This is a genomic window from Photorhabdus temperata (genome assembly GCF_025384845.1).
GTDB classification, from domain to species: Bacteria; Pseudomonadota; Gammaproteobacteria; order Enterobacterales; family Enterobacteriaceae; genus Photorhabdus; species Photorhabdus temperata.
In genome coordinates this window covers 49,695-71,450 of the sequence record NZ_JAJAFX010000025.1, presented here as the reverse complement: position 1 = coordinate 71,450, position 21,756 = coordinate 49,695, and the positions used below count along the sequence as shown (strand labels likewise).

Sequence of the window (21,756 nt, the reverse complement as noted above, 5' to 3'; positions counted from 1 at the left end):
AAAATCCTAATCCAATAATAATCTTAAATATAGATAAATTGACTGATAAGCCACTGAAACACAGTTGTATGATAAAACCATAGTGAGAATATGGCATTGATAATCATTTCCAATAATATTTAATTAACTATAATGATTATCGGCCAGCCTCCAGGAAACCTTGTTCTTCATGGCGGGGATAAAAGGAGGCGGTTTTCTCGCTTTTGCATTTATGTAGTGTGTGACTCCATGAAATGCGCATATAAAGCGCGAAATATCAAAGCTGTCGGGCTGACAGTGTTAGCCCACGGAGAGAGGGTAAGCCCTGGCTCGCGTCCCTGCGGGTCAGGCTCGTCTCTGTGAAGTGGGAATCTTCTTCCTGATAGGGAGAGGAGCAGTCAAGTTGTTCACAAGGTGTGGACTTTGAATTATTTTATATGACTGGAGTACATGATATGAGCTATTCATTACCTTCTCTTCCTTACTCTTATGACGCTCTGGAACCTCATTTTGATAAGCAGACGATGGAAATCCACCATACCAAGCATCATCAGACTTACATTAATAATGCCAATGGCGCTCTGGAAGCCTTCCCTGAGCTGGCAAAACTGGATGTTGATGATCTGATTCAGCAATTAGATAAGATACCTGCTGATAAACGTACTTTTGTACGTAACAATGCTGGTGGACACGCTAACCATAGCCTGTTCTGGAAGGGCTTGAAATTAGGGACAACTCTGCAAGGCCCATTAAAAGAAGCTATTGAACGTGATTTCGGTAGTGTGGATTCTTTTAAAGAGAAATTTGAGCAGGCGGCGACGACTCGTTTTGGTTCCGGCTGGGCGTGGCTGGTACTGAAAGATGATGGCAAACTAGCGGTTGTATCTACTGCTAACCAGGACAGCCCGTTAATGGGTGAAGCTATTTCCGGTGCTTCTGGCTATCCAATTGCTGGTCTGGATGTTTGGGAACATGCCTATTACTTGCAGTATCAAAACCGTCGTCCTGACTACATTAAAGCGTTCTGGAACGTTGTTAACTGGGATGAAGCTGCAAAACGTTATCAGGAAAAAGTGAAATAATTTTCTAACTCATTTTCTCTTTTCTGCTATGCCGGCTGATATTACTGCCGGCATTTTTATTGATTGGGTATTGGTTTATGATGATATCGTCGGACTGATTTCAATAAGGAAAGTGAATTATGTATTATCCGCAGGTATATACAGGCAAAATTGAAATATCAGAAAAACTGTCTGCCAGTGCAATTAACAAACGGATGGTTGATGGCAGCCTGCGTCTGACTTCTCTTGGATTGGAAGGTGATGAACAGGCTGAAACCCGCGTCCATGGCGGCCCTGATCGTGCGCTTTGCCATTATCCCCGTGAACACTACGATTTCTGGAAACATCAATTTCCTGATCAGGAAGATTTCTTTATTGCTCCCGCGTTTGGCGAAAATATTTCCACAACTGGCTTGACTGAAGAGAATGTTTGTATCGGTGATATTTTCAGTTGGGGAGAGGCCATGCTTCAGGTAACTCAGCCTCGTTCACCTTGTTACAAACTCAATTCTCACTCCGGTATCAGTAATTTTTCTGCCATTATGCAGGAGAGTGGCCGCTGTGGTTGGCTTTACCGAATTATTGCAGCGGGAAATGTTAGCCCGGATGAGCCTTTTGCTCTTGTTTCCCGTAATAGTGATGTTTTGGTTAAAGAAGCGATAGCTATTGCTTTTAATATGCCATTTGATGAAGAGCAGTATCGGCGATTGATGAGTGCAGCAGGGCTGTCCGCCAGTTGGAGCCTGACGATGCAAAAGCGGGTTATGTTTGGAAAGATTGAAGATTTTAATCGCAGGTTGTTTGGGAAATAATAAAAATGTGAGGTGGCGTTAAGGGTTACAATATAAAAACACCTCAGATGAAATGTCTGAGGTGTTAGGGGATATACTTTATACTTTGGGTCTGCCAAATAATTTTCCACACTTGTTGCTTCTGGAACTGCTTCGTTATCGTCAACCAGCAATTCGATATGAGCTTCGATTGCTTCATGGGCGCTTTCTATTGCATCTGTAAAATCACCTCCTTTAGAAAAGCAACCAGGGATATCAGGGACGCGAACGCCGAAGGATGAATGACCTTTATCAATACAACTGGATATAACATTTACACCTCCAAGAAGTGGGCTCAAAGCTCCGCCTGTTTAACCAATATGTTGTGGGGCGCCGCCAGGTATACACGCAGGTATGACTGCTGGCGGACGTACAGATGATGGCGTAGTCCCGTCGCCGATCTGTACTGCCGCTTTACTCTCGCTTACCGGCAATTTGATATTTTTGGTTGCCACGGCCGTATTACCATATTCGTCTTTAGAAATAACAACCACGAAAAGGGCTTCTACAGCTAATGCTGTGATGTTGTAGTATTTTTTGGTGTCAACTTTCGCCTGCCAGTTAACCAAATCGCCATCAAATGGTATCTTTATCCCATTAACATAAACACGCGTTGTTGCAATTTTATTTATGTCCTTCGCCGTACCAGAAATGGTAAGCGTAGTACCAGTAAGAGATGCATTCAATACTAACACCGGGGGCAGCTTATCTGTACGTTGCACCGGTGGTACTGTTTTTCCGTCTGAGTAGTCCAGTATTTCGTCGGCCAATGGGGGAACTCGGGTTGCTATGGCTCTGTTATTGGTGACGAATTCATAAGCGTATGCGTACCGAAGAAGATCATTGTCGCTGTAAGCTGGGCCAATGAATGTTAAGTTAACAGGAATACCAGTGTCCTTCATGGTCCCCATGCTCACTGAAACACTTGGGATGCCCAAGTGACGGAGAACATAGTTGGTGTTTGAGTAAAAGTTACCGTTCTGCAATGCTTCTTCGTACGAGACATCATTGACATCTGCGTTAGCCTTACCGATGTTACCATTTGCAGGAAAAACAATGAGATCAAGCTTCTCCGCCTTCATCCAGTTCTCAAGGTCTATCTTTCGCGTTTCTTCGAGGCCGCGGAGCATAGTCGCAAAACCCGGTAGTTTCTCGATGGGCTGGACCCCAGCTTTGATTGTGTCGATGAGCAATTTATAATCTGAATCTCGATTAAATCCGCGACACGCATCGACGGATGCTGGTGGGTTCGGAAATACTGTCGCCGGGTCGATATTGGTCCAAGAAGGGAAATTCGGGTCTCTTACGCTCTTGAGGAACTCTTCGGCCACATAGGAATTTATGTAGTTAAACTCCAATTCCATCCAGTCGAGCGGAATAAGTCCGCGTTCTTCCATCGTTCTAGTACCTACACGGTCCCCCTCATAATTATTCTGGAGTGGGAAATCGATTTCAATCACGTCAGCGCCAAGCGCACGAAGGTCTGTAGCAGCCTTATCCCAAAGTTCAATGATAGACGGCCTGACGCGAACAGGATTACTTCCACCAAAATCTTTGCCAATGTACATCTTTGGAACGCCAACTCTTCGTCCCTTCAGCGAATTTGTGTCCCTGAGTTCAAGATAGGTTTTAGGGCGTACTGAAGTCACAGCAGGTAGTTTGACAACCTTCTGATGACGCCAGAGGTCTCCCTCTGTGATCGGATCATCAACCACTATCACATCTAGGACTCGAAGCATATCCTCAACAGTACGTGTATGCGGGACAACCACATCACGTATAGGGTACAGAGGCCAATTGCCTCGGATTGAGATCAATCCACGTGAAGGAGTATAGGCCACCAGAGCATTATTAGAAGCAGGTGAACGACCAGACGACACGGTTTCCTCCCCCATACCGAAGGCCGCAAAATTTGCAGTCGTTGCAGTAGCCGAACCGTTCGATGAACCGGAAGACCATGCGGCCGTAAGATAGTCGGCGTTGTAGGGACTTTCCGCACGACCATAAACACCTCGTTGCATGCCACCGGCTGCCATCGGAGGCATGTTTGTCTTTCCGATGAGAACCCCACCAGACTCCCGAATCTTTTTAACCGTGAAGGCATCATCTTTTGCCATCAGCTTTTTGAAGGCGGGCGATCCCGCAGCTACGGTGAGACCAGCAACCATATAGCTATCCTTAACAGTGTAAGGGATCCCGTGAAGAGGTCCGAGTATAATGCCCTCAGACCGCAGACGGTCTGCCTCCGCAGCTTCCTCAAGCACTCTTGGATTTAAGACAGGAATGGAGTTCAGTTTTATGCCATTGAGATCATAGGCATATACTCGGTTCAGGTACATTGTCGTCAATTCGACACTCGACAACGCACCAGCCTCCATCGCTTGCTGCATCTGTTTGATGGTTGCTTCTTGCAACGAAAAAATTCGCGTGTTGGATGCATCAGTAGTTGGCATGAATACCACGCTCATGAATAATGAGCCCATCACTATTAGTACGCTGTTGGGTATGCTCCCGGTGAACTTCCTTAACCAGAACAACCATGCATTACATGTAATAGGCTGACCTGATTGAACGGCAGTTATACTTGCTAACTCCATAATTAATCTCCAATAATGGGTGAACGCAAGGATTCGTTAATTTTTTAATAGACAATTAAGTTATGTTTACTTTGATTTATATAACTATTCGTTAGCTTCTTTTGCTAAGGACACATACCTGATGATGCCGCGTGTGATAAATTTCACCTATCCGCTCGATAAATGAAGCGACAATTGCATTTCATCTATTGAAAAATTTTTACACAACTAGCGTCATAAATACGACTGCAATTTATTCAATTCACCCATTTTTCTTTTGAATCTGTAGCACGGAAATCAATTCTGCACAGTTAGACGGTATATTTTGCACTCATTAAAACGGGGTTAACACCTCTATACCCGTAATCATTGAAGATGCTTGATTTTTCCCAAAATAAGGATCAGGGTATCAGTCATGAAAATATTCATTACCGATGAACAAAAAGCCGAACTGGAACATCTCCATCACACCTGTCGTGATAAGAGGGAGTGTGATCGCATAAAAGCGGTTCTGCTGGCCTCTGAGGGCTGGAGTTCAGTGATTCGCTCAGGCCCTGCGTCTTCATGAAACGACCGTTAATCGTCATATCAGCGATTACCTTAATCACCGCAAACTCAAGCCCGAAAATGGCGGCTCTCAGAGCCATCTCAGAAATACAGACTCAGGAACTTATCGCTTATCTGACCGCGGATCTTCTGCCCACCACACAGGCGGTTATCCGTCTTGTCAAAGAAGAGTGGGATATCCGTTACACCGTTCCCGGCATGAATAAATGGCTGCGCCACAATGGATTCAGTTATAAAAAACCGACCGGCGTGCCACACAAGTTCAACGCGGAACAGCAACGGGCCTTTATAGAAACCGACGGGAAACTGAAACAGGAAGCCGGAGACCATGAGCCCATCCTGTTCATTGATGGCGTCCATCCCACGCAGGGGACGAAACTGGCTTATGGCTGGATGCGCAAAGGCCAGAAAACCGCGGTTACCACCGGAGTAAGCGGGTGAAAGACTGGGCTTATGTGATGAATATTGACCTTCATTACTTGCCGCCATACAGCCCGAATCTGAACCCGATAGAAAGGCGGTGGAAGGTGATGAATGAACAGGTCAGGAATAACCCTTATTTCGCTACGACGGCCTTGTTCAGGCAGGCAATACATCGCTTTTGGAAATATTACCGGAACTTGCCGGGAACCTGTCGTGCCGTATTAATGATAACTTCCAGGTTCTGAATCCTGCATCTTCAAGTTAAGCGGATATATACAGCAAATATGGAACAATAGTTGAATATGCAGATGAAAAAATAGATGTTGGTTTTGGGTATCGTGATACATTAATACTTGAGGGCGAAAAAGGAAAAATTGTCACTGGACGTGGACAACTCCCATTTCATGCTGATGGTGGGTTATTATTATCGCAAGTAGAATCAAGAGCGCGGTGAGGCGACGCGCATAGTCCTTATCCCGGGTTCTATGGATAAATTTTTTCATCTGACGTCATTCGTTTCGGGGTATTGGTGTTATGATTGGCATCACTCAGTCCATTTTGAGATTTGTTTTGATTTGGCGATTAATCAGATCGCAAAAATCGGACTGAGTTCCCTTCAAGTGATCTACTATTTTGAAATCTTATTTATATTGACTTGCTGCTCATACCCAAAAAGCAATATTGAAATATAGGAAAAAAATGAAATATATTTATTTGTTTTTATCTATAGTAATGTCATTAAGAGCATATTCATTTGATGACATGAAACTTAGCTTTGTTGAAGGTGGTGATTTTTACGTTGGTAGTGTATTTGGCGCTCAAGATTATGAATCTCATTCTAATGTTAAATTAAATTCTTTTTATATCATGAAGAATGAAGTTACTTATTCAGAATATAAAGAGGTATATGAATGGGCTATATTAAATGGTTATGATTTTGATGATGGATGTAACGGGGCATATTATGAAGATTGTCTTCTCCCTGAACAGGATGAAGGTAGGCATCCTGTGACGAATATTAAATGGCTAGATACCGTTCTTTTTTCAAATGCATTAAGTGAGAAATTAAAACTCACTCCAGTATATTTTCAAAAAGGAAATAAAATTATTAGGGAAAAAGACGAAAGCTTAGAGGTTTTTATAAATACAAAGGCTAATGGCTATCGTTTACCTACCTTAAACGAATGGCATGTTGCAGCAAGGGGGGGAAAACCTGCCTTACGATTAGGAAGATATGGATACTATCACTCTGGGAGCAATGATTCTAAGAAGGTGGCGTGGTATCCAGAGTTTAATACAAGTAATTTTGGAACACAGGTTGTAGGTAAATTATCTCCAAACGACTTAGGTTTATACGATATGAGTGGAAATGTTTCTGAATGGGTCTATGATAGTTATGAACTTGGTAAAGTTAAGTTGTATTATTTTTGTGGTGGAAGTTATCTTTCCCATTCAAACAGCTTGTCCAATTGTGATAACCATAGTTCAGGATATATGATGCCAGATGTTGGGTTTAGATTAGTTAGGAGTTATTTAAATGAAAAATAAATTTTACCTTATTTTTATTTTCCTTTTCTCGTTTAAGGCATTTTCTCATTGCGGAAATAAGGTAAATCTAAAGGATGGAATCAATCTTATAGATTTGAACGGTGATGGAAAAAAAGATGTGGTTTTTTATGCTAAATTTGAAAACAATACATCTCATCCAAGTAATACGTTAACTGTTTTTATGAAAAATGAAAGTGGAAAATTTAATATAGTTCCACTCCCAAATGATATTGGTTTTACTTGGTTTGATTTTAAATTATCTGCTTCTGAAATAAAAACACAAGATTACGAGCTAAGAGTAAAAAATGGGGTTTATTATATTGTTTTTTTTCACAAAAAAAATAATGATGATGACATATTTGGAGAATACCCAGTGGAATTTATTAAATATGATATAAAGTATAACAATGAAGTACCTGGCATTTCAAATTATTATTGGAATTATACTAAATCCTATCTTACAAAGAAAAAATATAAAAATGCGAGTGATGCCATAACAGAATACAATATAGAGTGTAGTTTATGAAAAATTATCTTTTGTTTTTCTTATTGTTTTTATCTTTTCTTTGTCATTCAGAAGAAAATGAATTATTTAGAAAAAAAATACAAAAAGAAATTGACGATAAAATATTATTATGTCTAGGTGAGACGGAATGGCCAATATCAATTAATGAAAATTCTATATGGGCTAATGCGAACATGGAATCTCTTGTTGATGCTGGATTAGTGAAATTGGATTTTAAAAGAGGAAAAAATAAATTATGGAACTTAACCAATTTAGGAAAAAAAGAATTTAATAAAAATGGTGATTTTTGTTACGGTAGAATGATGTTAAAAGACATTCTAAATATAACTTACATAAATAAAAAAAGAGGATTTGTAGTTTTTAACTACTATGTACACTTATTACCTGAATGGGCTAAAAACAAATCAATAAGATTCGCATATTCTTATCTAGATAATATTATTACAGGCATTGACAATGAAAAATATCAAATTGAATTTGAAAAATCTGACACTGGGGTTATTAAAATAATAAGTGATCCTGTTCAACTTGAAATTCTTTACTAATTTTAAGCAATAATAGGGGTTCAGAAGCAACGGAATAGTACACGCCGTTAAGTAACTATTTAATAGCGGATTCGACTAATAAGTGCAATTTTTCAGAAAGGTAATCCGTTGCTTGCGCTGGATCACTCTGTTGATTTTTCTGAGGCATAAGTCCGATTTCTAGTACTACTTGCACCTTGCTAAATGGGTTATCCGCAAATACAAGCGGGTACACGGTAGTCTGGCTCAGGCGTATGAATAGTTAGACAGGATACGGAGCGCTAAACCCAGTCTGTTTGCACACTGGGAAATTTGTACGCGATGCTAACGGTCAACGACAAGAACCGGATGACGGGAGACTTTCACGTCCGGTTCCGTGGGAGCGCAGGGGGATAAGTTCCCTTGCGCGACTCGATATCCCCTATTAAAACACAACTGGGTCACGAAAGACTATACTGTGAAGCATTGCTCACTTTTCTGAAATACACTTTTTCGAATAACCGCTTGCGGTTTACACATTATGGGATTAGAGTCATCATAACTAATAAGACAATGCTGGGAATCCATCATTTTTTCCGAAACTTCATCCAAAAAACAATATAAGCTATCACTCAAGTTGCCGGATTCATAAGGGGATATAACATAGTCATAAACAGATAATACTAAGTTATTAATCATCGCCAAATCATTAATAAGAATTCGAGCTACTTCCTTTAATACACCATTATGGTCATCAACGTTATTAATGCCACGGTACATATTAAAATCCAGTTCTCCTTTTCTCAACCTATTCCAGACCAAATAGACAGGTTGGGAGAGTGTTTTATCGACATCAAAAAAATTAAAGCGTTCAGAAATACCATTATAGTCAAGTATTGCTTGGTTTATGGACGGATCACCCCAAATCCACTCTTTTCTATCAAAGCACCAATATTCAATCAATATTTGTTCAGGAAATATATCTTCGATAAAGTAAGTACAATATGCATACCTCATTCTCGATGGAATTTTTTTATATCGCATAATATCAAGTGCAACAATTGATATGGTCAAGCAGTGACCGACCAGCTTATTTTCAAAAGAAATCGGACTCATTAGTGACGTAACATTAGCTTGATACAATCTCTCAAGTATAATATTAGGTTGACTTATATCAATATCTCGATATCTTTCAGGGCTTATCCGATATTTATTTATACCTTTATAATGCTCTACTATATTTCTTGCAGTTTTAAATATTTCATCGAGAGAATCAGGAATCTCTTCATAAAAATAATCATAATTGGTTTCCAATCGATTAGTATATAATCTTTTAATATGTTCAGATATCAAAATTATCACCTTATTTATAAAACAATTTCTTAACGAACAATAAAATGTAGCCTTGGATTCACATATTAAGATGCTGCAATGGTTCGAGTTGCCGTAAACACCATAAAAGCGGTAAAGATTACCAAGGGGGGTAACAATTACGCGGATTCAAGCTCAGCGATAAGCGTCTGGAAAGACGGTCGTTCGAAGAGTTCATGTAACTCTAAGTTGGGATAAAGGTTGAGCATATCGATATGAAGAGAGATAGCTTGCATGGACGTTAACCCTTGTTCAAAAAAGTTGTCGTCCTTTGACATCAGAGTGATATCCAAGTATCGACCCAAGATCTTACCCGCCGGATGGGAAGAGAGTTCGAGGCACAGCCCCGCAGGAGCAGTGTCGACACCTGCTGCGGGTTTCGTCAGTTGCGCTAAGCTCATCGCTTCAAGCGTATTTGAGTCCACTTTACCACTCAGTGTGTAAGGTAGTTTTGGGGTAGTGAAAATATGATGAGGGATCAAGTAGTAGCTCAATTTAGACTCTAGCTCTGACCTTAGCATCGTCTCCGTTACATGAGAGCATTCAACCCATCCGATCAATTTTGAAGAGTCTGAACTTTCGTCATTAATTTGAATTACAGCGGAGCCAGTGACACCCTCTATTGATTCAAAGATATCCGTTATTTCACTAGGTTCAATTCGATATCTATTATTCTTAATGAACCCCCCATCCCTATGGAGAAAATTGACAATTCCTTCATCATCAACATACCCAATGTCATCTGTATCGTACAGCGTTTGGATCTGCCCGCCGATGCACACCTCAATGAATTTTCTCGCTGTAAGTTCAGGGTTATTAAAATAGCCCATAGCCAGACCGTCTCCACCAATATGAATGCGTCCCAACTCTCCTGATTTACACATTTGTTGCTGCTCATTCAACACTAACAGCTGGGTATGACGTATCGGTTGCCCAATACGCTTATCCCCAGCTTGTTTAATTACGTGCGCGCTGGACCATACCGTTGTTTCTGTCGGACCATAGACGTTGCACAGCCAGTCACTTTTTTCAAATAGTAAAGAGGACAATTGTTGCGACAACGCTTCTCCCCCTACCAGAACATTTTGGAAGCGCCAACTCTTATCCAGATAAGCCAGAAGCCCTTTAAACATAGAAGGCGTGGCTTGGTAGACCGAAGGAGACCAGTGTATCAATTGACTCGCCACCTGCTGCGGTGAAGCAATCTGGTTATCTGTCAGTAAGATCAACGTCCCGCCGCTAGACAGAGGGGCCGCATATTCCAGGAAGAAAATATCAAATGAGATTGAGGTTGAGGATAACCAAGTGTGTTCTGGCTTAGATTCCAGCAACGAGCAAAAATGCTCAATTAAGTTGGAACACCCAACATGACTGACCATCACTCCTTTGGGCTCTCCTGTCGAGCCTGACGTATAGATACGGTAGGCCTCTTTGGATGGACGCGCTATCGTTTCTCCATCAAACTGCGAGTCGGCATTCAGGATCTCAGTTACACAATACGTTTTCTGATATGCACTCTTCTGCACATTACTGATGTACAAATAACGAGATTGAGAGAGGATGTGGTCTATTTTCTCTTTGGCCGTTCTGGGATCAACGGGGATATAAGGTATACTAAGATAATGACACGCCAAAATTGTTGCTATGAGCGACTCATTTCTCTGCAAACAGAGCACTATACCCTCCACATCGTCACTCATTGCAGTGTGAATACCCACAGCAATACGTTTTGCTATTTGATGCAGCTGAGAATAGGTCGTTGAATGGTTTGCTGTAATGAGTGCAATGTTGTTAGGCAACATTTCCGCAGTGGATTCAAATTTTTGAATAAATGTAGAATTCATCACCCCTCCGTTCAGTTTTGGCTTTCTAGATTTAGTAAGTAATTGTTTATATTGGACAGAAACATCGACATAAAACTCGCCACAATCTCCTTGGGATAACTCGTCTGATTGAACATCATTTCGATGTCTAACCCCCCCTGTTCTGGCACCAGGTTGACCGTCAAATTGCAATAGACTGGTTGATATCGAGTGGCATACTCAGGAATAGAGAATTTTCGGTATCTTAAGAGGTTCCCTTTATTCTGGTTCTGATACATAAAGAGAATGTCATACAGCCCTTGACCTTGACTTGCCGCTAATGACGAAATCACCTCTAGCGGCACATGAGCATGAGGCATACAGGTTTTTAATGCTCGGTCAGTCTCACTTAGGATCGCGCGAATCTGTCCCGTTCCACAATTCACTGCAACCGGAATATTATTAATTCGACAGTCAATGGCTTCTCTATCTGATTCTGATCTGTTGGCGAGCGTCGTGCCCGTACATACAACAGAGGTATCCAGGAAGTTTGCCAGCGTAGAATTGAATAAAGCGTAATAGACGACGAACGGCGTGACTCTGTGACTACGCGCCACATTCTGAACCCTAGCAACCAGATCAGAAGAAAGGTGGGAGACAAGAAGACCAGGCACCAATCCCTTTGAACCTGCTGAAATTTTAGAGCCACTCGATAACACTGTGCGTGGGACATGACTCAGCATATCTCGCCAAAATGAACGACTGCTATCCGAAATCTCCGGATCCGCTTGCTGGGGGATATATATCCTGTTTAGTGCTGAGTTCCCCTCACTAACAGAGGATAATGCGTTCAGTAAATTATGCAGACCCATCCCATCTATCGCAATATGGTGAAAGTTGAGGGTGAGGAATGTCTGTCCGTTGTGCGTCAGAGTCGTCACACGGCACAAAGCCCCACTTTCCAAATCAAATCGTTGTTCAAACACTGCCTTTAAAGACGCTTCCAGCGAACTTTCCTGCGTCAGCTCGACCGCAGTCATTTCAATCAACTGCGCTCGTCTGGTCGCCAACGTAAGCCCCTCTCTCGTTATCTTGTATTGCTGGCTGAACTGAGGTAACTGCGTAAGTATCTCATGTAAAGTCTGCGTGAACTGTTCTGTCGGGAAGTCCTTTGGGATCTCAAAGCACAAAGGTACATTGTATTGGCTCGCCTCACTGCGCTGTAGTTTTTCCAACAAATAAAATCGTTGCTGATACGGGGAAAGCAATCCATCCTGACGCGTACGATTATTCACCTGTTGGCTATCCGCTTCTTGCCCTGTCTTTGACGACTGTGCTGTGACTATGGCACTGGCTAATGCCTCGGGAGTTGAATAGTCATAGATGCTTTCTGAGGTCACTTCAATGCCAAGCTCAGATTTAAACAAAGCGATGAGCTCAACCGCAGTAACAGAGTCGCCGTAAAGATCGAAGTAGTCACTGTCCGGGCTGACCACACTTTCCCCGAGAACCTGCTCATAGAAGGACAGTACATAGGGCAATAAGGATGCTTTGGTCAACACGTTCTGTTGAATGCTGTCTTTCTCCTTGACCTGGTTGCTGACATGGGAGGAGTCGTCCGAGCTTTTGGTCTGGGTAAAGAACGAGTAGATGCTGTTCTGAGCCCCCTTGTTATCAGCCTTCTTAGGCTTCATAGAATGTCCAGTGTTATAGCCCTCAATAACAAGATGGGCATTCGTGCCCCCAACCCCCATAGAGCTGATTGCCGCGATGGCTGGCTTATCTGGATCCAGGGGAACATTGTCTGCTGTATACAACAGATTATGTCTCACCGTATCGCTAAGCAGTTCATTAAGCTGCGTCAAATTTGATGTCCCTGGGTAGATACCTTGCTTAAGCGACAGTACTGACTTGATCATGGAAGCGATCCCCGATGCCCAAAAGAGATGCCCGATATTGCCTTTGACAGAACCAACAACCACCGGAGATAAAGCGTGATCTACCCCATAACTGTCCATTAATTGACTGATGGCCTGAACTTCCAGCGGATCGCCCACTATCGTCCCCGTGGCGTGACACTCGATGAACTGTAGGTTGCGAGGGTTTATCTCGGAAGAGCGATACACTTGAGCAAGCAGTTGGTGTTGACCATTCACAGAGGGAGCGGCGTAGCTGGTTTTTTTGGACCCATCATTGTTGCTCAACGCATTGGAGATAACCGCGTGGATATTATCCCCATTATTTTCGGCATCCTGAAGGCGCCTAAGGATAACCACACCTCCCCCATCCGCAGAGACAGTACCATCTGCATGGTTATCAAATGGTCGACACACACCCGTTTTTGAATAGATCGATCCAGGTTCATACTTATATCCGACTTCTAAAGGATAGGAGATATGTACTCCGCCACAAATTACGGTATCACAACGTTTTGTTTGCAGCATCCAACAGGCTTCAACAATGGCTGTCAGTGAAGACGAGCACGCCGATTGTAAATTGAAACACGGTCCCTGAAAGTTAAATATATGGGCAGCGCGAGTGGCCATGAAGTCCGTGCCCTTGTTCAGATTCAGGAGTAGGTCATTGGGCGGCTCGGTGAGCCCTTTGGTTACGTTTATTTGCAATTGATCATGGTAAGTATGGTTGCTGCCTTGCGTAGCAATTACTGCGACAGTACCTAACGCGTCACGATCGAGGTGATCACCGTCAATAAGTGCCGAGTCTATCAGTTCAATGAATTTTCTTATTTGGGGGTCCATAACCATCGCGTCTTTCTCTGAAAGCCGATAGCGATGAGCATCGAATGTTTCCGGATCGGGACATCTTCCCTTAGATCTCACGTGCCCTTCTTCATCGGTATATGCATGGTATGACACTCGACCGTTACAAAGATTATCCCAAAATTCGTTGTAATCTCTGGCCTCTGGAAATAGCCCTGACATACCTGTAACTGCGATTTTATGTTCCATCATTCCTCCTAAGCTGTAACCATATCGAAGACAATTGCCTCTGAGATAACTGAATTAAGCTTCTCATTGATGAACGCTTGATGATGTGGGTTGATTTGATAAGCGTCTCGATCTTGTTTTGAGTCAAATTCCATTACAAAGGCGTACTGATAACCGTGATTATTGAGGTTGTCACTATCATTGAGACCATAGCTGTACTTTTTTATCTCGGGTATCTTGGCTTTTAATTCACCCAGCTGACGAAGCAAGTCCAGTGCATCAGTTGTTGACAGCGACGCACTAAACTTAAATAAAATGATATGTTTATACATATTGATATAAGAACCCTCGAATACAGTTTGACACTTCATTGATATTTGAATCTGCAACCAGCCCGACATGGTCAGTGTGAATATTGCGAACCGTCATCAATTCATTTATTTGCCAGTTATTGCGGTTCCTTTTCAACAACTCAAATGTTGCCGAAACCTTGTCATTATCTATTTTTGTTAGAGAACGTGTTGCGACAACATTAAGTATTGGCAAATTGATCTCCGGATCTTGAAAGTCCTTGACCATACGCCTTTCTATTTCAAATATTGTTTTGAGATTTTCTCTCGCTCTGTCGTCACAGCTAAGCGTGTTAGAAAAGTGGTCCAGGACCATGAAATATGACAGATTCTCATCCGAAAACAGCGGAGCGCTGCAAGGGGAATATTTGACAGAATCTAATAAGATATTGCCCTTTACTGGCAGTTTTCCTGTCAAGAGAGCAGTGATTTTTCTGGCCAATAACCCGCCTAATGACCAGCCTCCAATAAAGATTGGAGTCGTCTTATCTGTTACGTGCCCCAAAATGTCGTCCGCATAGATGGCGGCGAGTTTATCTATCGAAACCACTTTATTTTTGTTGTATAAATTATATGAATCTATCCCTATCACTTCGGTTTCATCAGAAATACTCTTCGACAGATTTTTGTACACTTCCACTCCTGAAATAGAAGCGTGGATCAAGATAAGCGTGGCTCGCTTGGCGGAGTCAGGAAAAAATAAAGGTTTCACTAACGAAAACTGCTTTGTTCTGCTTGTTAGCCTTTGAAGTTCTTGCAGTTGTGCAGAGAAGACATCAAACTTTTCCACCCAATCTAAAGTCAAAGTGAGGTCAAAAGCAGCGTTAATGTCCGTGACCAACGAAAGTGCTAGTATCGAGTGACCGCCAAGATCTGAAAAACTGTCTTCCTCTTCAACATCATTCAACATCAAGTTATCAAGCCAAATAGTGCGTAAGATTTCATGACGAACAGCCGGTTCAGATCGGGCGCTGTCCCTTTTTTCAAGTTCGGCGTTCTCCTGCATCATTGCGTGGGACTCGACTCTCACGACAGAATCAGGATCGATTTCGCTTGCTTCAATTAATACTGTTTTTCCAACGTACTTGTTCAGACAAATTGGCCAATGGTGACTGGCAATACCTAAGCGAATTGAGGCTGCGATTTGCTCATGGAGTTCGGTGAGAGATTCAACAGAAAACTTCACCATACACGCTTTCCCTATCGAACGTCTCGCTAAGGTGTAGGCCACATCTTCTAATGACAGATGATCTCTTTTTATTTCCGCTTGCAACTGGCGCAGCAAAGTTTTCAGGCGTTCGTCATTCTCTGCGCCAATCAGCACTTCCATTGGCTCCGATGTCGTCGGCAGCACCGATAAACGAAACTCTTCACTACGAATCACCAAGGCGCAATTCGTCCCACCGATACCCAATGAGTTAACTATCCCCGTTAAGTCATTTTTTTCACGGACTTTCGTTGGAATATAGAAGGGGGATAGCTCCAAATTCAAGTTCGGATTGAGCGTTGAGAAATTGGCCGCAGGGTACAGCTTGCTATTCCATACTTGCAGCACCGACTTTAACAGACCCGCATGACCCGCTGCGACGTCAAGATGCCCAACATTGGCTTTAACCGAAGACAATGCAATGCTGTTAATCTCTAGTCCACTATTTTCAAAGGCTTTTTTCAACGCTGCGGTTTCTAACACATCACCGATTTTGGTGCCTGAGCCATGCCCTTCGACAAAATCTATTTCATGGACATCCAATGCAGATTTCGCCAGCACATTTTGAATGTTTCTTGCGACACCCTTAACGGAGGGCGCCATATAACTAGACTTAGCCCGACCATCATTATTAATACTACTCGCCGACAACACGCCGAAAATGGTGTCTTTATCATTGCGCGCTTTGTAGAGTGCCTTGAGGACAAACACCACGCAGCCAAACCCCGGAACCATGCCATCAGCACTGCTAGAGTAGGATGCCAGCACGCCGCTTTGCGATAGGTTCATACCTGGCTGATACTGATAACCTGAATGGAGTGGGTAAGGGAGACAGGCGCCACCGGCGATAGCTATGTCACAATCACCACTTGCGATCCCTTGCATTGCCATATGGACAGAAAGTAAACCACTAGAACATGCCGATTGGATGCCTACTGCCGGTCCTTTCAGATCAAATAAATAAGCACAACGCAACGATTGCTGCTCTTTGTTCGCGCCAATCTCTATCTCGAAGGGATCATATTTATCCAACGCTAATTCGCTGTCAGCGAGATAGGAAGGGTAATGACTGTCAGAAGATGAGGAATAGACACCAACAGTCTGCTCACAGCGCTTCGGGTTATAACCTGCCTGTTCTAAAGCCCGCCATGCACATTGAATGAACATCCGCTGCTGAGGCTCTATTACGTAGCTATCGCGAAGGGAAATGCCAAATAACTCGTAATCAAATTGATCAGCGTCGGTCAAATAGCCCGCCCGGCTGACCCAACCGTCGCGGTTGTTAGGGGTATAGGAAGGAAAGGTAAGAGCATCTTGACCTGACTCCAACAACGCTTCTAATTCTAAAATGTTACCTGCACCAGGAAGGCGAAAGGAGAAGCCAGTAATTGCTATATCCATTTTCTTTTTACCTATGTAATAGGCATGAAGGGAGATCTCCATGCCCAGATTTTGGGGGTTATGCTGAGAGCTGATTTAGCCAAATATTGCTGTATATTTCGTCATCAACCATGAACCACAATTCGGCGACTTTTCCGTCAACAAATCGTTTTTCCACCATAATTTCAATATCACGAACCTGTTCTTCACCTTTCAATGTCGCCTGACGATTCAAACGCGCATAGGTACGGTCCCCGACGGCAAAGAGCGACTCAATCGAGGTTGAAATCGATGTGTGCTTTTCGACAAACTCCGCCATCCCACCTTTCATTTGTTCAACGAGCAGTGTTTTACCTTTTAAATGACACTTTGCATCATCATGGTAGTAATTATTGACCACTGGACAGTTGCCAGTATCAAACACATCCGTGTACAGGGATTTCACGATTTCAATGTTTTTCAATTCAGTTTCACTATAGTTGTTCATAATGTGGCTCCTTTTATAAGTTGATTTCCCGTTATCGGGTTTTTGCTATTTACTCGTCTCGGACGTGTAGAAATAGGCATTTATTTGTTTGATAGATGAAATAGCTTTTGTAGCGTCAATCCACACGCTCATAGGTGAAGTAATAAATATCTTGTGTTCATTGTCTGAGAAGAATATGCCGACGACAAAAGTCACTAAATCACTGGTTAGCGAAAGGAAGTGATATCGTTATTCGAAGGTCTAAAGGTTGATGTGAGTAACTCATGAAATATAGAACGGGCTTCTGGCTATTTTTATTTTTTAGACGTAACCAAATTTTCTACTTCTTCCAATGTTCCTGAAGAGTAAAGGTCAAGTAAGGTAATTTTTATATCAAATGATTTACTTAGTTTATGACTTAATGTGAGCATTGATAGAGAATCAAATCCAATATCAAATAAGCCGATGCTACGATGATTAATACATTTTCCTAGTATCTCTTCGACGATACTTTTTACCGAATTGCTAGTAGACCTATTTTGACGATTTTCCAATATCTTGATGGTATTATTTATTAAATACTTTGTGTCAACTTTATTATTTTTACTGAGTGGCCATTCATTATTTTCGATAAAGAAGTCGGGGATGGCATAGGCACTCAGTTGAGAACGCGCTCGTGATATCAGAGACTCTAATTCAAACTCTTTATTTTTGCTCTCTATCAAGGCAACAAGGTGCTCTTGCCACATAAAGCATAACGCTTTAACTATCAGCTCATCATTCTCCAGATTTTTCTCAATATCATCGAGTTCTACTCGATGCCCATTTAACTTAACCTGGCGGTCCTGCCGACCTAAAAAGTAAAATTCACCATTCTCCGTATATTCCACGACATCACCCGTATCGTAATATCGGGTGTTGTCGATGGTACAGAACGCCTTATCTGTTTCGGTGGGATTATTATGATAGCCGGCAGAGAGCCCCTTTCCAGAGACATACAGATGACCCACTCCAGTTTTAAGATAATGCCCAGTATCTTCGTCGTACAGTAAGTAGTCGACACCTTGTACAAGTTTTCCAATTGGAAGGCGTTTCTCTTCTCTTATACTGCTGAGTTCTAACTCAGATATTGTCGTGAACACCGTGTTTTCGGTGGGGCCATAGGCATGGTAGAGCTTTGTAAAGGATGTACTTTCAAGAAATGCAACCGCGGCTTGGTGGTCGACTCTATCCCCGCCAGTAATCAGGTGTTTGAGCTTAGTCAACGCCTTGCAGTAACCTGACAACATGTGATTCCTAAACAAGCCAGCTGTCATCCACATGCAAGATATCTTATATCGTTCAATGAATTGGACAAGAATCTCTTCGTCAAGCACCGTCATCTTGTCCAACAAAACTAGAGTACCACCTGCTAATAAGGGGCTAAAGATTTCAAACGTTGAAGCATCGAATGATAACGAGGAGTAGGATGCAACGACATCTTCATCACTGAGCGAGATGAACGAAGGACGATACAACAAATTAAACACGGAGTTAGACCTTACCAACACACCTTTTGGTTTGCCAGTGGAGCCTGAAGTATACATTATCGACATCACTCCCTCATCGCCTAAGCACCTAGGCGAATCCGTGTGATCATGGTGCTCTATAGTTTGCAAAAAGAGTTCACCCGTTTCCAGACATACGTCATTGATTATACGAATCTTAGCAAAGTTATCCGTGATATTTTTTAAAAATGAATCGGGCCGATCACTATCGACAGGAATAAAAGTTACGTCACAATCAATTGCTGACAAAATAAGAATTATTGCTTTCAGCCTATCATCGACATTTATCAGAACTGTCGTATCACTGCGTGCTATAGCTTTTTTACAAATTTTGATTAATTTATTCAACTCGCTATATGAATATGCCACTCCATTCGATACGATGGCAGTTTTCCTTGCATAACGCTCTCTTACAGCGCGAAGTGCATTCTTTAGGTTAACATTTTTCATTAAGTTTCCCTTTATTTAACTTACAATAAATTTAAAATCAATCACCTGATTAAAAATCATATCGAAGCATAATAAGTCAGAAAAATCACAAACAGACTTAAGTTTTAAATACTTTGTAAGGTATATTTAAACGTAAAAGTGATCCAAATGATTTTTAGATTACTATATGATAACACCAATTATGCCGGGCACTGCATAATTGGCGAAGCATTAGAGCAACACCATTAAGATAATAAAAACGACTGTATTTTTAGAGTAATAAATCTACTCGAGGGTAAAGTTTTATTTGAGGATTCAATTTTTTCATTTACTATTGATTGAATTTTACTTCTATCCAATTTCGAATTTCGAAGCCTTGGCAATGACTTGAAGACTAAAAAAATATTAGGAACCATGTATTTTGGCAACAATTTTTCTAAATTAATGAAACATTCATTCGGGTCTGCTATCGAATTTTCCTCGTATGATAGAACTAAGTAATCTTTACTATTGGTGCTGTATTTATGCAAAAATATATTACCAATATTAAGTAATTTCTTTATGTTCATTTCAACGTCTTGAAGGTGTACCCTGAATCCATTTAATTTGACTTCGTCATCTGATCTACCTATAAAGTAGAAGATACCATCATCGCCAACCTTAACAATATCATTTGTATCATAGTATTTAACACTATTGTGAAAAATAAATGGATCATCACATTGCGAATGATTTATGTACCCCTTCATTATTTGATTTCCTGAGATTAAAAGCTTCCCTTCTCCAAATTTTGAATATCCAGAACTTGTTTCTAAAATATACTCTAACCCTCTAAATGGCTTGCCAATACTTATATCTTTAGTCACATTATCGCTAGTAATTTCGGAGGAGAAGCAGCACATAGTGCCTTCTGTAGGACCATATGCATTTATGACTTTAAGCTGAGGAATGTTTTCCAATAAAGTTTTAATCGATTGTTCATTGGGTTTTTCAGCACCAAGTAAAATTAGATTTAACGATTTTAACTGATTAAATACCCCACCCTCACTGAGTTGTGGGAGCAAAATTTTTAGTACAGACGGGACACAACTAAATCTAGTTATATTATACCTTTCAATAATATTAGCGAAAATATTGGGTATAAATGGCGGTTTATATAAATATACAGAATGCCCATATAGTGGAGGTAGAATACTATCCAAAATGGTCATGTCAAAATACAAAGGACCAATAGATAAATATTTTTCAGGTTTTTCACTTACGTATTGAGGATATAATGCGTCTATGAATGAATTGAAATTATCATGAGTAATTTGAACGCCTTTTGGCTTACCTGTAGATCCAGATGTAAAAATAATATACGCGACAGTGTCAGTGTAATCCGTGATTAAGCTATCTTCATAGTATATATCATGCTCTAGTGGAGAAATAAATTCCCCATTAGATACTATACAATCTTTATGAATTAACAGATCTTCTCGAAATGAACTTTCATCACCAATATAAAAATCATCAGCGACAATCAAATCAGGATTAACATCTGATATTATCATTGATAGCCTGTTTGATGGTGTATTATTATCCAGAGGGCAAAAAGCCACTCCTTTTAATAAACATGCATAAAAAAGCGAAAACTCTGAAAACGCCTTATCCATAAGTGATATTACTTTTTTCCCTTTGGTCATCCCTTTAAAATCAAAGTAATTTAATATGGATTTTATTTCCGAATAAATCTCTGAAAATGTTTTTCCATTGTTATGATCGTAATAAGCTACGTTATGATTATTTTTAAAGCGTTTTATCATTAATATCAAATTGTTTTTTTTCATTTTTATCTTATTTATTTATAGAACTATGAACCCAAGAAACAATCGAATTAAATGTATCTAAGTATTTCTCATCTTCTATTTTACTACCAAAATTCAAATTGTAATCTGTGTTAATTTTGTGTATAAATCGAAGAATATCAACTGAATCTAGATGGTTTTTTAGTTTTGTATCTCCTGAAATTTTAGTGCTTACATTATAATTGCATATTTTGTCAATTTCATTTTTAAGCTCTTTTTCAATCGTCGACTTTTCCACTTTACAATCTCCAAACACTATATTTATAGTGATTTAAAATATATTATTATATAGATATAACTGTATAATCATGCGGATTTATACCCTTCATCTTTCAAGTTGCTGCTTTGTTGGCTGCGTTCACTTGCCGCCGCGCTGCAACTTGAAATCTATTGGGT

Annotated in this window: 15 protein-coding genes and 4 pseudogenes; 7 read left to right on the top strand and 12 right to left on the bottom strand. The window is 41.0% G+C overall.

Translation table 11 applies throughout. The features are described 5' to 3' along the window. Nucleotides 1–434: 434 nt before the first annotated feature. The gene (gene sodA / locus LGZ99_RS11605) at nucleotides 435–1,061 is read left to right on the top strand and encodes a superoxide dismutase [Mn] (RefSeq protein ID WP_036839226.1); all 627 of its coding nucleotides are present in this window, start codon (nucleotides 435–437) and stop codon (nucleotides 1,059–1,061) included. A gap of 119 nt (nucleotides 1,062–1,180) precedes the next feature. Beyond that, nucleotides 1,181–1,852 carry a 6-hydroxyaminopurine reductase gene (yiiM, locus tag LGZ99_RS11600; protein WP_036839225.1) on the top strand — a complete coding sequence of 224 codons (672 nt, stop codon included), beginning with the start codon at nucleotides 1,181–1,183 and terminating at the stop codon, nucleotides 1,850–1,852. A 137-nt stretch (nucleotides 1,853–1,989) separates the two neighbouring features. Here yiiM and LGZ99_RS11595 read toward each other — a convergent pair. Both LGZ99_RS11595 and LGZ99_RS11590 read right to left on the bottom strand, forming a co-directional pair. Beyond that, nucleotides 1,990–2,169: pseudogene (locus LGZ99_RS11595) on the bottom strand (type II toxin-antitoxin system HicB family antitoxin); the annotation flags it as partial. A 12-nt stretch (nucleotides 2,170–2,181) separates the two neighbouring features. Next, nucleotides 2,182–4,467 (bottom strand): amidase, encoded by a 2,286-nt coding sequence (locus tag LGZ99_RS11590; RefSeq protein WP_051769473.1) that lies wholly within the window; start codon nucleotides 4,465–4,467, stop codon nucleotides 2,182–2,184. Between the two features lie 394 nt (nucleotides 4,468–4,861). Here LGZ99_RS11590 and LGZ99_RS11585 point away from each other — a divergent pair. Then, nucleotides 4,862–5,701 (top strand): annotated as a pseudogene (locus tag LGZ99_RS11585) (IS630 family transposase). Nucleotides 5,702–5,704: 3 nt separating this feature from the next. Further along, nucleotides 5,705–5,875: pseudogene (locus tag LGZ99_RS24685) on the top strand (spore coat protein CotH); the annotation flags it as partial. Here LGZ99_RS24685 and LGZ99_RS11580 read toward each other — a convergent pair. Beyond that, nucleotides 5,871–5,981 (bottom strand): annotated as a pseudogene (locus LGZ99_RS11580) (IS630 family transposase); the annotation flags it as partial. The pseudogenes LGZ99_RS24685 and LGZ99_RS11580 overlap by 5 nt on opposite strands. 154 nt (nucleotides 5,982–6,135) lie before the next feature. Between LGZ99_RS11580 and LGZ99_RS11575 the strand changes: the two are divergent. The 3 genes from LGZ99_RS11575 to LGZ99_RS11565 are packed head-to-tail and all read left to right on the top strand — an operon-like array spanning nucleotide 6,136 to nucleotide 8,055. After that, nucleotides 6,136–6,984, top strand: a complete 849-nt coding sequence (locus LGZ99_RS11575) for a formylglycine-generating enzyme family protein (RefSeq protein WP_036839221.1) — start codon at nucleotides 6,136–6,138, stop codon at nucleotides 6,982–6,984. Beyond that, nucleotides 6,974–7,510 carry a carbapenem biosynthesis protein CpmG gene (gene cpmG / locus LGZ99_RS11570; protein WP_036839219.1) on the top strand — a complete coding sequence of 179 codons (537 nt, stop codon included), beginning with the start codon at nucleotides 6,974–6,976 and terminating at the stop codon, nucleotides 7,508–7,510. The genes LGZ99_RS11575 and cpmG overlap by 11 nt, the downstream gene beginning before the upstream one ends. Further along, nucleotides 7,507–8,055, top strand: a complete 549-nt coding sequence (locus tag LGZ99_RS11565; RefSeq protein WP_036839217.1) for an SEN1982 family lipoprotein — start codon at nucleotides 7,507–7,509, stop codon at nucleotides 8,053–8,055. The genes cpmG and LGZ99_RS11565 overlap by 4 nt, the downstream gene beginning before the upstream one ends. A gap of 429 nt (nucleotides 8,056–8,484) precedes the next feature. Here the strand turns inward: LGZ99_RS11565 and LGZ99_RS11560 are convergent, their stop codons facing one another. The 9 genes from LGZ99_RS11560 to LGZ99_RS11520 form a co-directional block, all read right to left on the bottom strand. Further along, entirely contained in the window at nucleotides 8,485–9,366 is an 882-nt protein-coding gene (locus tag LGZ99_RS11560) for a hypothetical protein (protein WP_023043945.1), read from the bottom strand. Nucleotides 9,367–9,503: 137 nt separating this feature from the next. Then, nucleotides 9,504–11,228 carry an AMP-binding protein gene (locus LGZ99_RS11555; protein ID WP_262979124.1) on the bottom strand — a complete coding sequence of 575 codons (1,725 nt, stop codon included), beginning with the start codon at nucleotides 11,226–11,228 and terminating at the stop codon, nucleotides 9,504–9,506. Between the two features lie 11 nt (nucleotides 11,229–11,239). Continuing rightward, nucleotides 11,240–14,155, bottom strand: a complete 2,916-nt coding sequence (locus tag LGZ99_RS11550) for a beta-ketoacyl synthase N-terminal-like domain-containing protein (RefSeq protein ID WP_262979123.1) — start codon at nucleotides 14,153–14,155, stop codon at nucleotides 11,240–11,242. 8 nt (nucleotides 14,156–14,163) lie between these two features. Next, on the bottom strand, nucleotides 14,164–14,466 hold the full coding sequence (locus LGZ99_RS11545) for a Dabb family protein (protein WP_036839214.1): 303 nt from the start codon (nucleotides 14,464–14,466) through the stop codon (nucleotides 14,164–14,166). Beyond that, nucleotides 14,459–17,092 (bottom strand): beta-ketoacyl [acyl carrier protein] synthase domain-containing protein, encoded by a 2,634-nt coding sequence (locus tag LGZ99_RS11540; RefSeq protein WP_036839212.1) that lies wholly within the window; start codon nucleotides 17,090–17,092, stop codon nucleotides 14,459–14,461. Before LGZ99_RS11540 ends, LGZ99_RS11545 begins: the two co-directional genes overlap by 8 nt. A gap of 58 nt (nucleotides 17,093–17,150) precedes the next feature. Further along, entirely contained in the window at nucleotides 17,151–17,558 is a 408-nt protein-coding gene (locus LGZ99_RS11535) for an ester cyclase (RefSeq protein ID WP_036839210.1), read from the bottom strand. A gap of 293 nt (nucleotides 17,559–17,851) precedes the next feature. Continuing rightward, complete coding sequence (locus tag LGZ99_RS11530; RefSeq protein ID WP_036839207.1) at nucleotides 17,852–19,534, bottom strand: non-ribosomal peptide synthetase; 1,683 nt, start codon at nucleotides 19,532–19,534, stop codon at nucleotides 17,852–17,854. Between the two features lie 224 nt (nucleotides 19,535–19,758). After that, nucleotides 19,759–21,342 (bottom strand): AMP-binding protein, encoded by a 1,584-nt coding sequence (locus LGZ99_RS11525; protein WP_036839203.1) that lies wholly within the window; start codon nucleotides 21,340–21,342, stop codon nucleotides 19,759–19,761. A 7-nt stretch (nucleotides 21,343–21,349) separates the two neighbouring features. Then, the gene (locus LGZ99_RS11520; protein WP_036839202.1) at nucleotides 21,350–21,598 is read right to left on the bottom strand and encodes a hypothetical protein; all 249 of its coding nucleotides are present in this window, start codon (nucleotides 21,596–21,598) and stop codon (nucleotides 21,350–21,352) included. Between the last annotated feature and the right edge of the window lie 158 nt (nucleotides 21,599–21,756).

Bases quoted from the DNA above. Each gene is read 5' to 3' on its own strand.
- LGZ99_RS11545 (WP_036839214.1), bottom strand. From the start codon at position 14,466: ATGTATAAACATATCATTTTATTTAAGTTTAGTGCGTCGCTGTCAACA.
- LGZ99_RS11550 (WP_262979123.1), bottom strand. From the start codon at position 14,155: ATGGAACATAAAATCGCAGTTACAGGTATGTCAGGGCTATTTCCAGAG.
- LGZ99_RS11535 (WP_036839210.1), bottom strand. From the start codon at position 17,558: ATGAACAACTATAGTGAAACTGAATTGAAAAACATTGAAATCGTGAAA.
- LGZ99_RS11565 (WP_036839217.1), top strand. From the start codon at position 7,507: ATGAAAAATTATCTTTTGTTTTTCTTATTGTTTTTATCTTTTCTTTGT.
- LGZ99_RS11555 (WP_262979124.1), bottom strand. From the start codon at position 11,228: ATGAATTCTACATTTATTCAAAAATTTGAATCCACTGCGGAAATGTTG.
- LGZ99_RS11575 (WP_036839221.1), top strand. From the start codon at position 6,136: ATGAAATATATTTATTTGTTTTTATCTATAGTAATGTCATTAAGAGCA.
- LGZ99_RS11590 (WP_051769473.1), bottom strand. From the start codon at position 4,467: ATGGAGTTAGCAAGTATAACTGCCGTTCAATCAGGTCAGCCTATTACA.
- sodA (WP_036839226.1), top strand. From the start codon at position 435: ATGAGCTATTCATTACCTTCTCTTCCTTACTCTTATGACGCTCTGGAA.
- LGZ99_RS11540 (WP_036839212.1), bottom strand. From the start codon at position 17,092: ATGGATATAGCAATTACTGGCTTCTCCTTTCGCCTTCCTGGTGCAGGT.
- LGZ99_RS11525 (WP_036839203.1), bottom strand. From the start codon at position 21,342: ATGAAAAAAAACAATTTGATATTAATGATAAAACGCTTTAAAAATAAT.
- LGZ99_RS11530 (WP_036839207.1), bottom strand. From the start codon at position 19,534: ATGAAAAATGTTAACCTAAAGAATGCACTTCGCGCTGTAAGAGAGCGT.
- yiiM (WP_036839225.1), top strand. From the start codon at position 1,181: ATGTATTATCCGCAGGTATATACAGGCAAAATTGAAATATCAGAAAAA.
- cpmG (WP_036839219.1), top strand. From the start codon at position 6,974: ATGAAAAATAAATTTTACCTTATTTTTATTTTCCTTTTCTCGTTTAAG.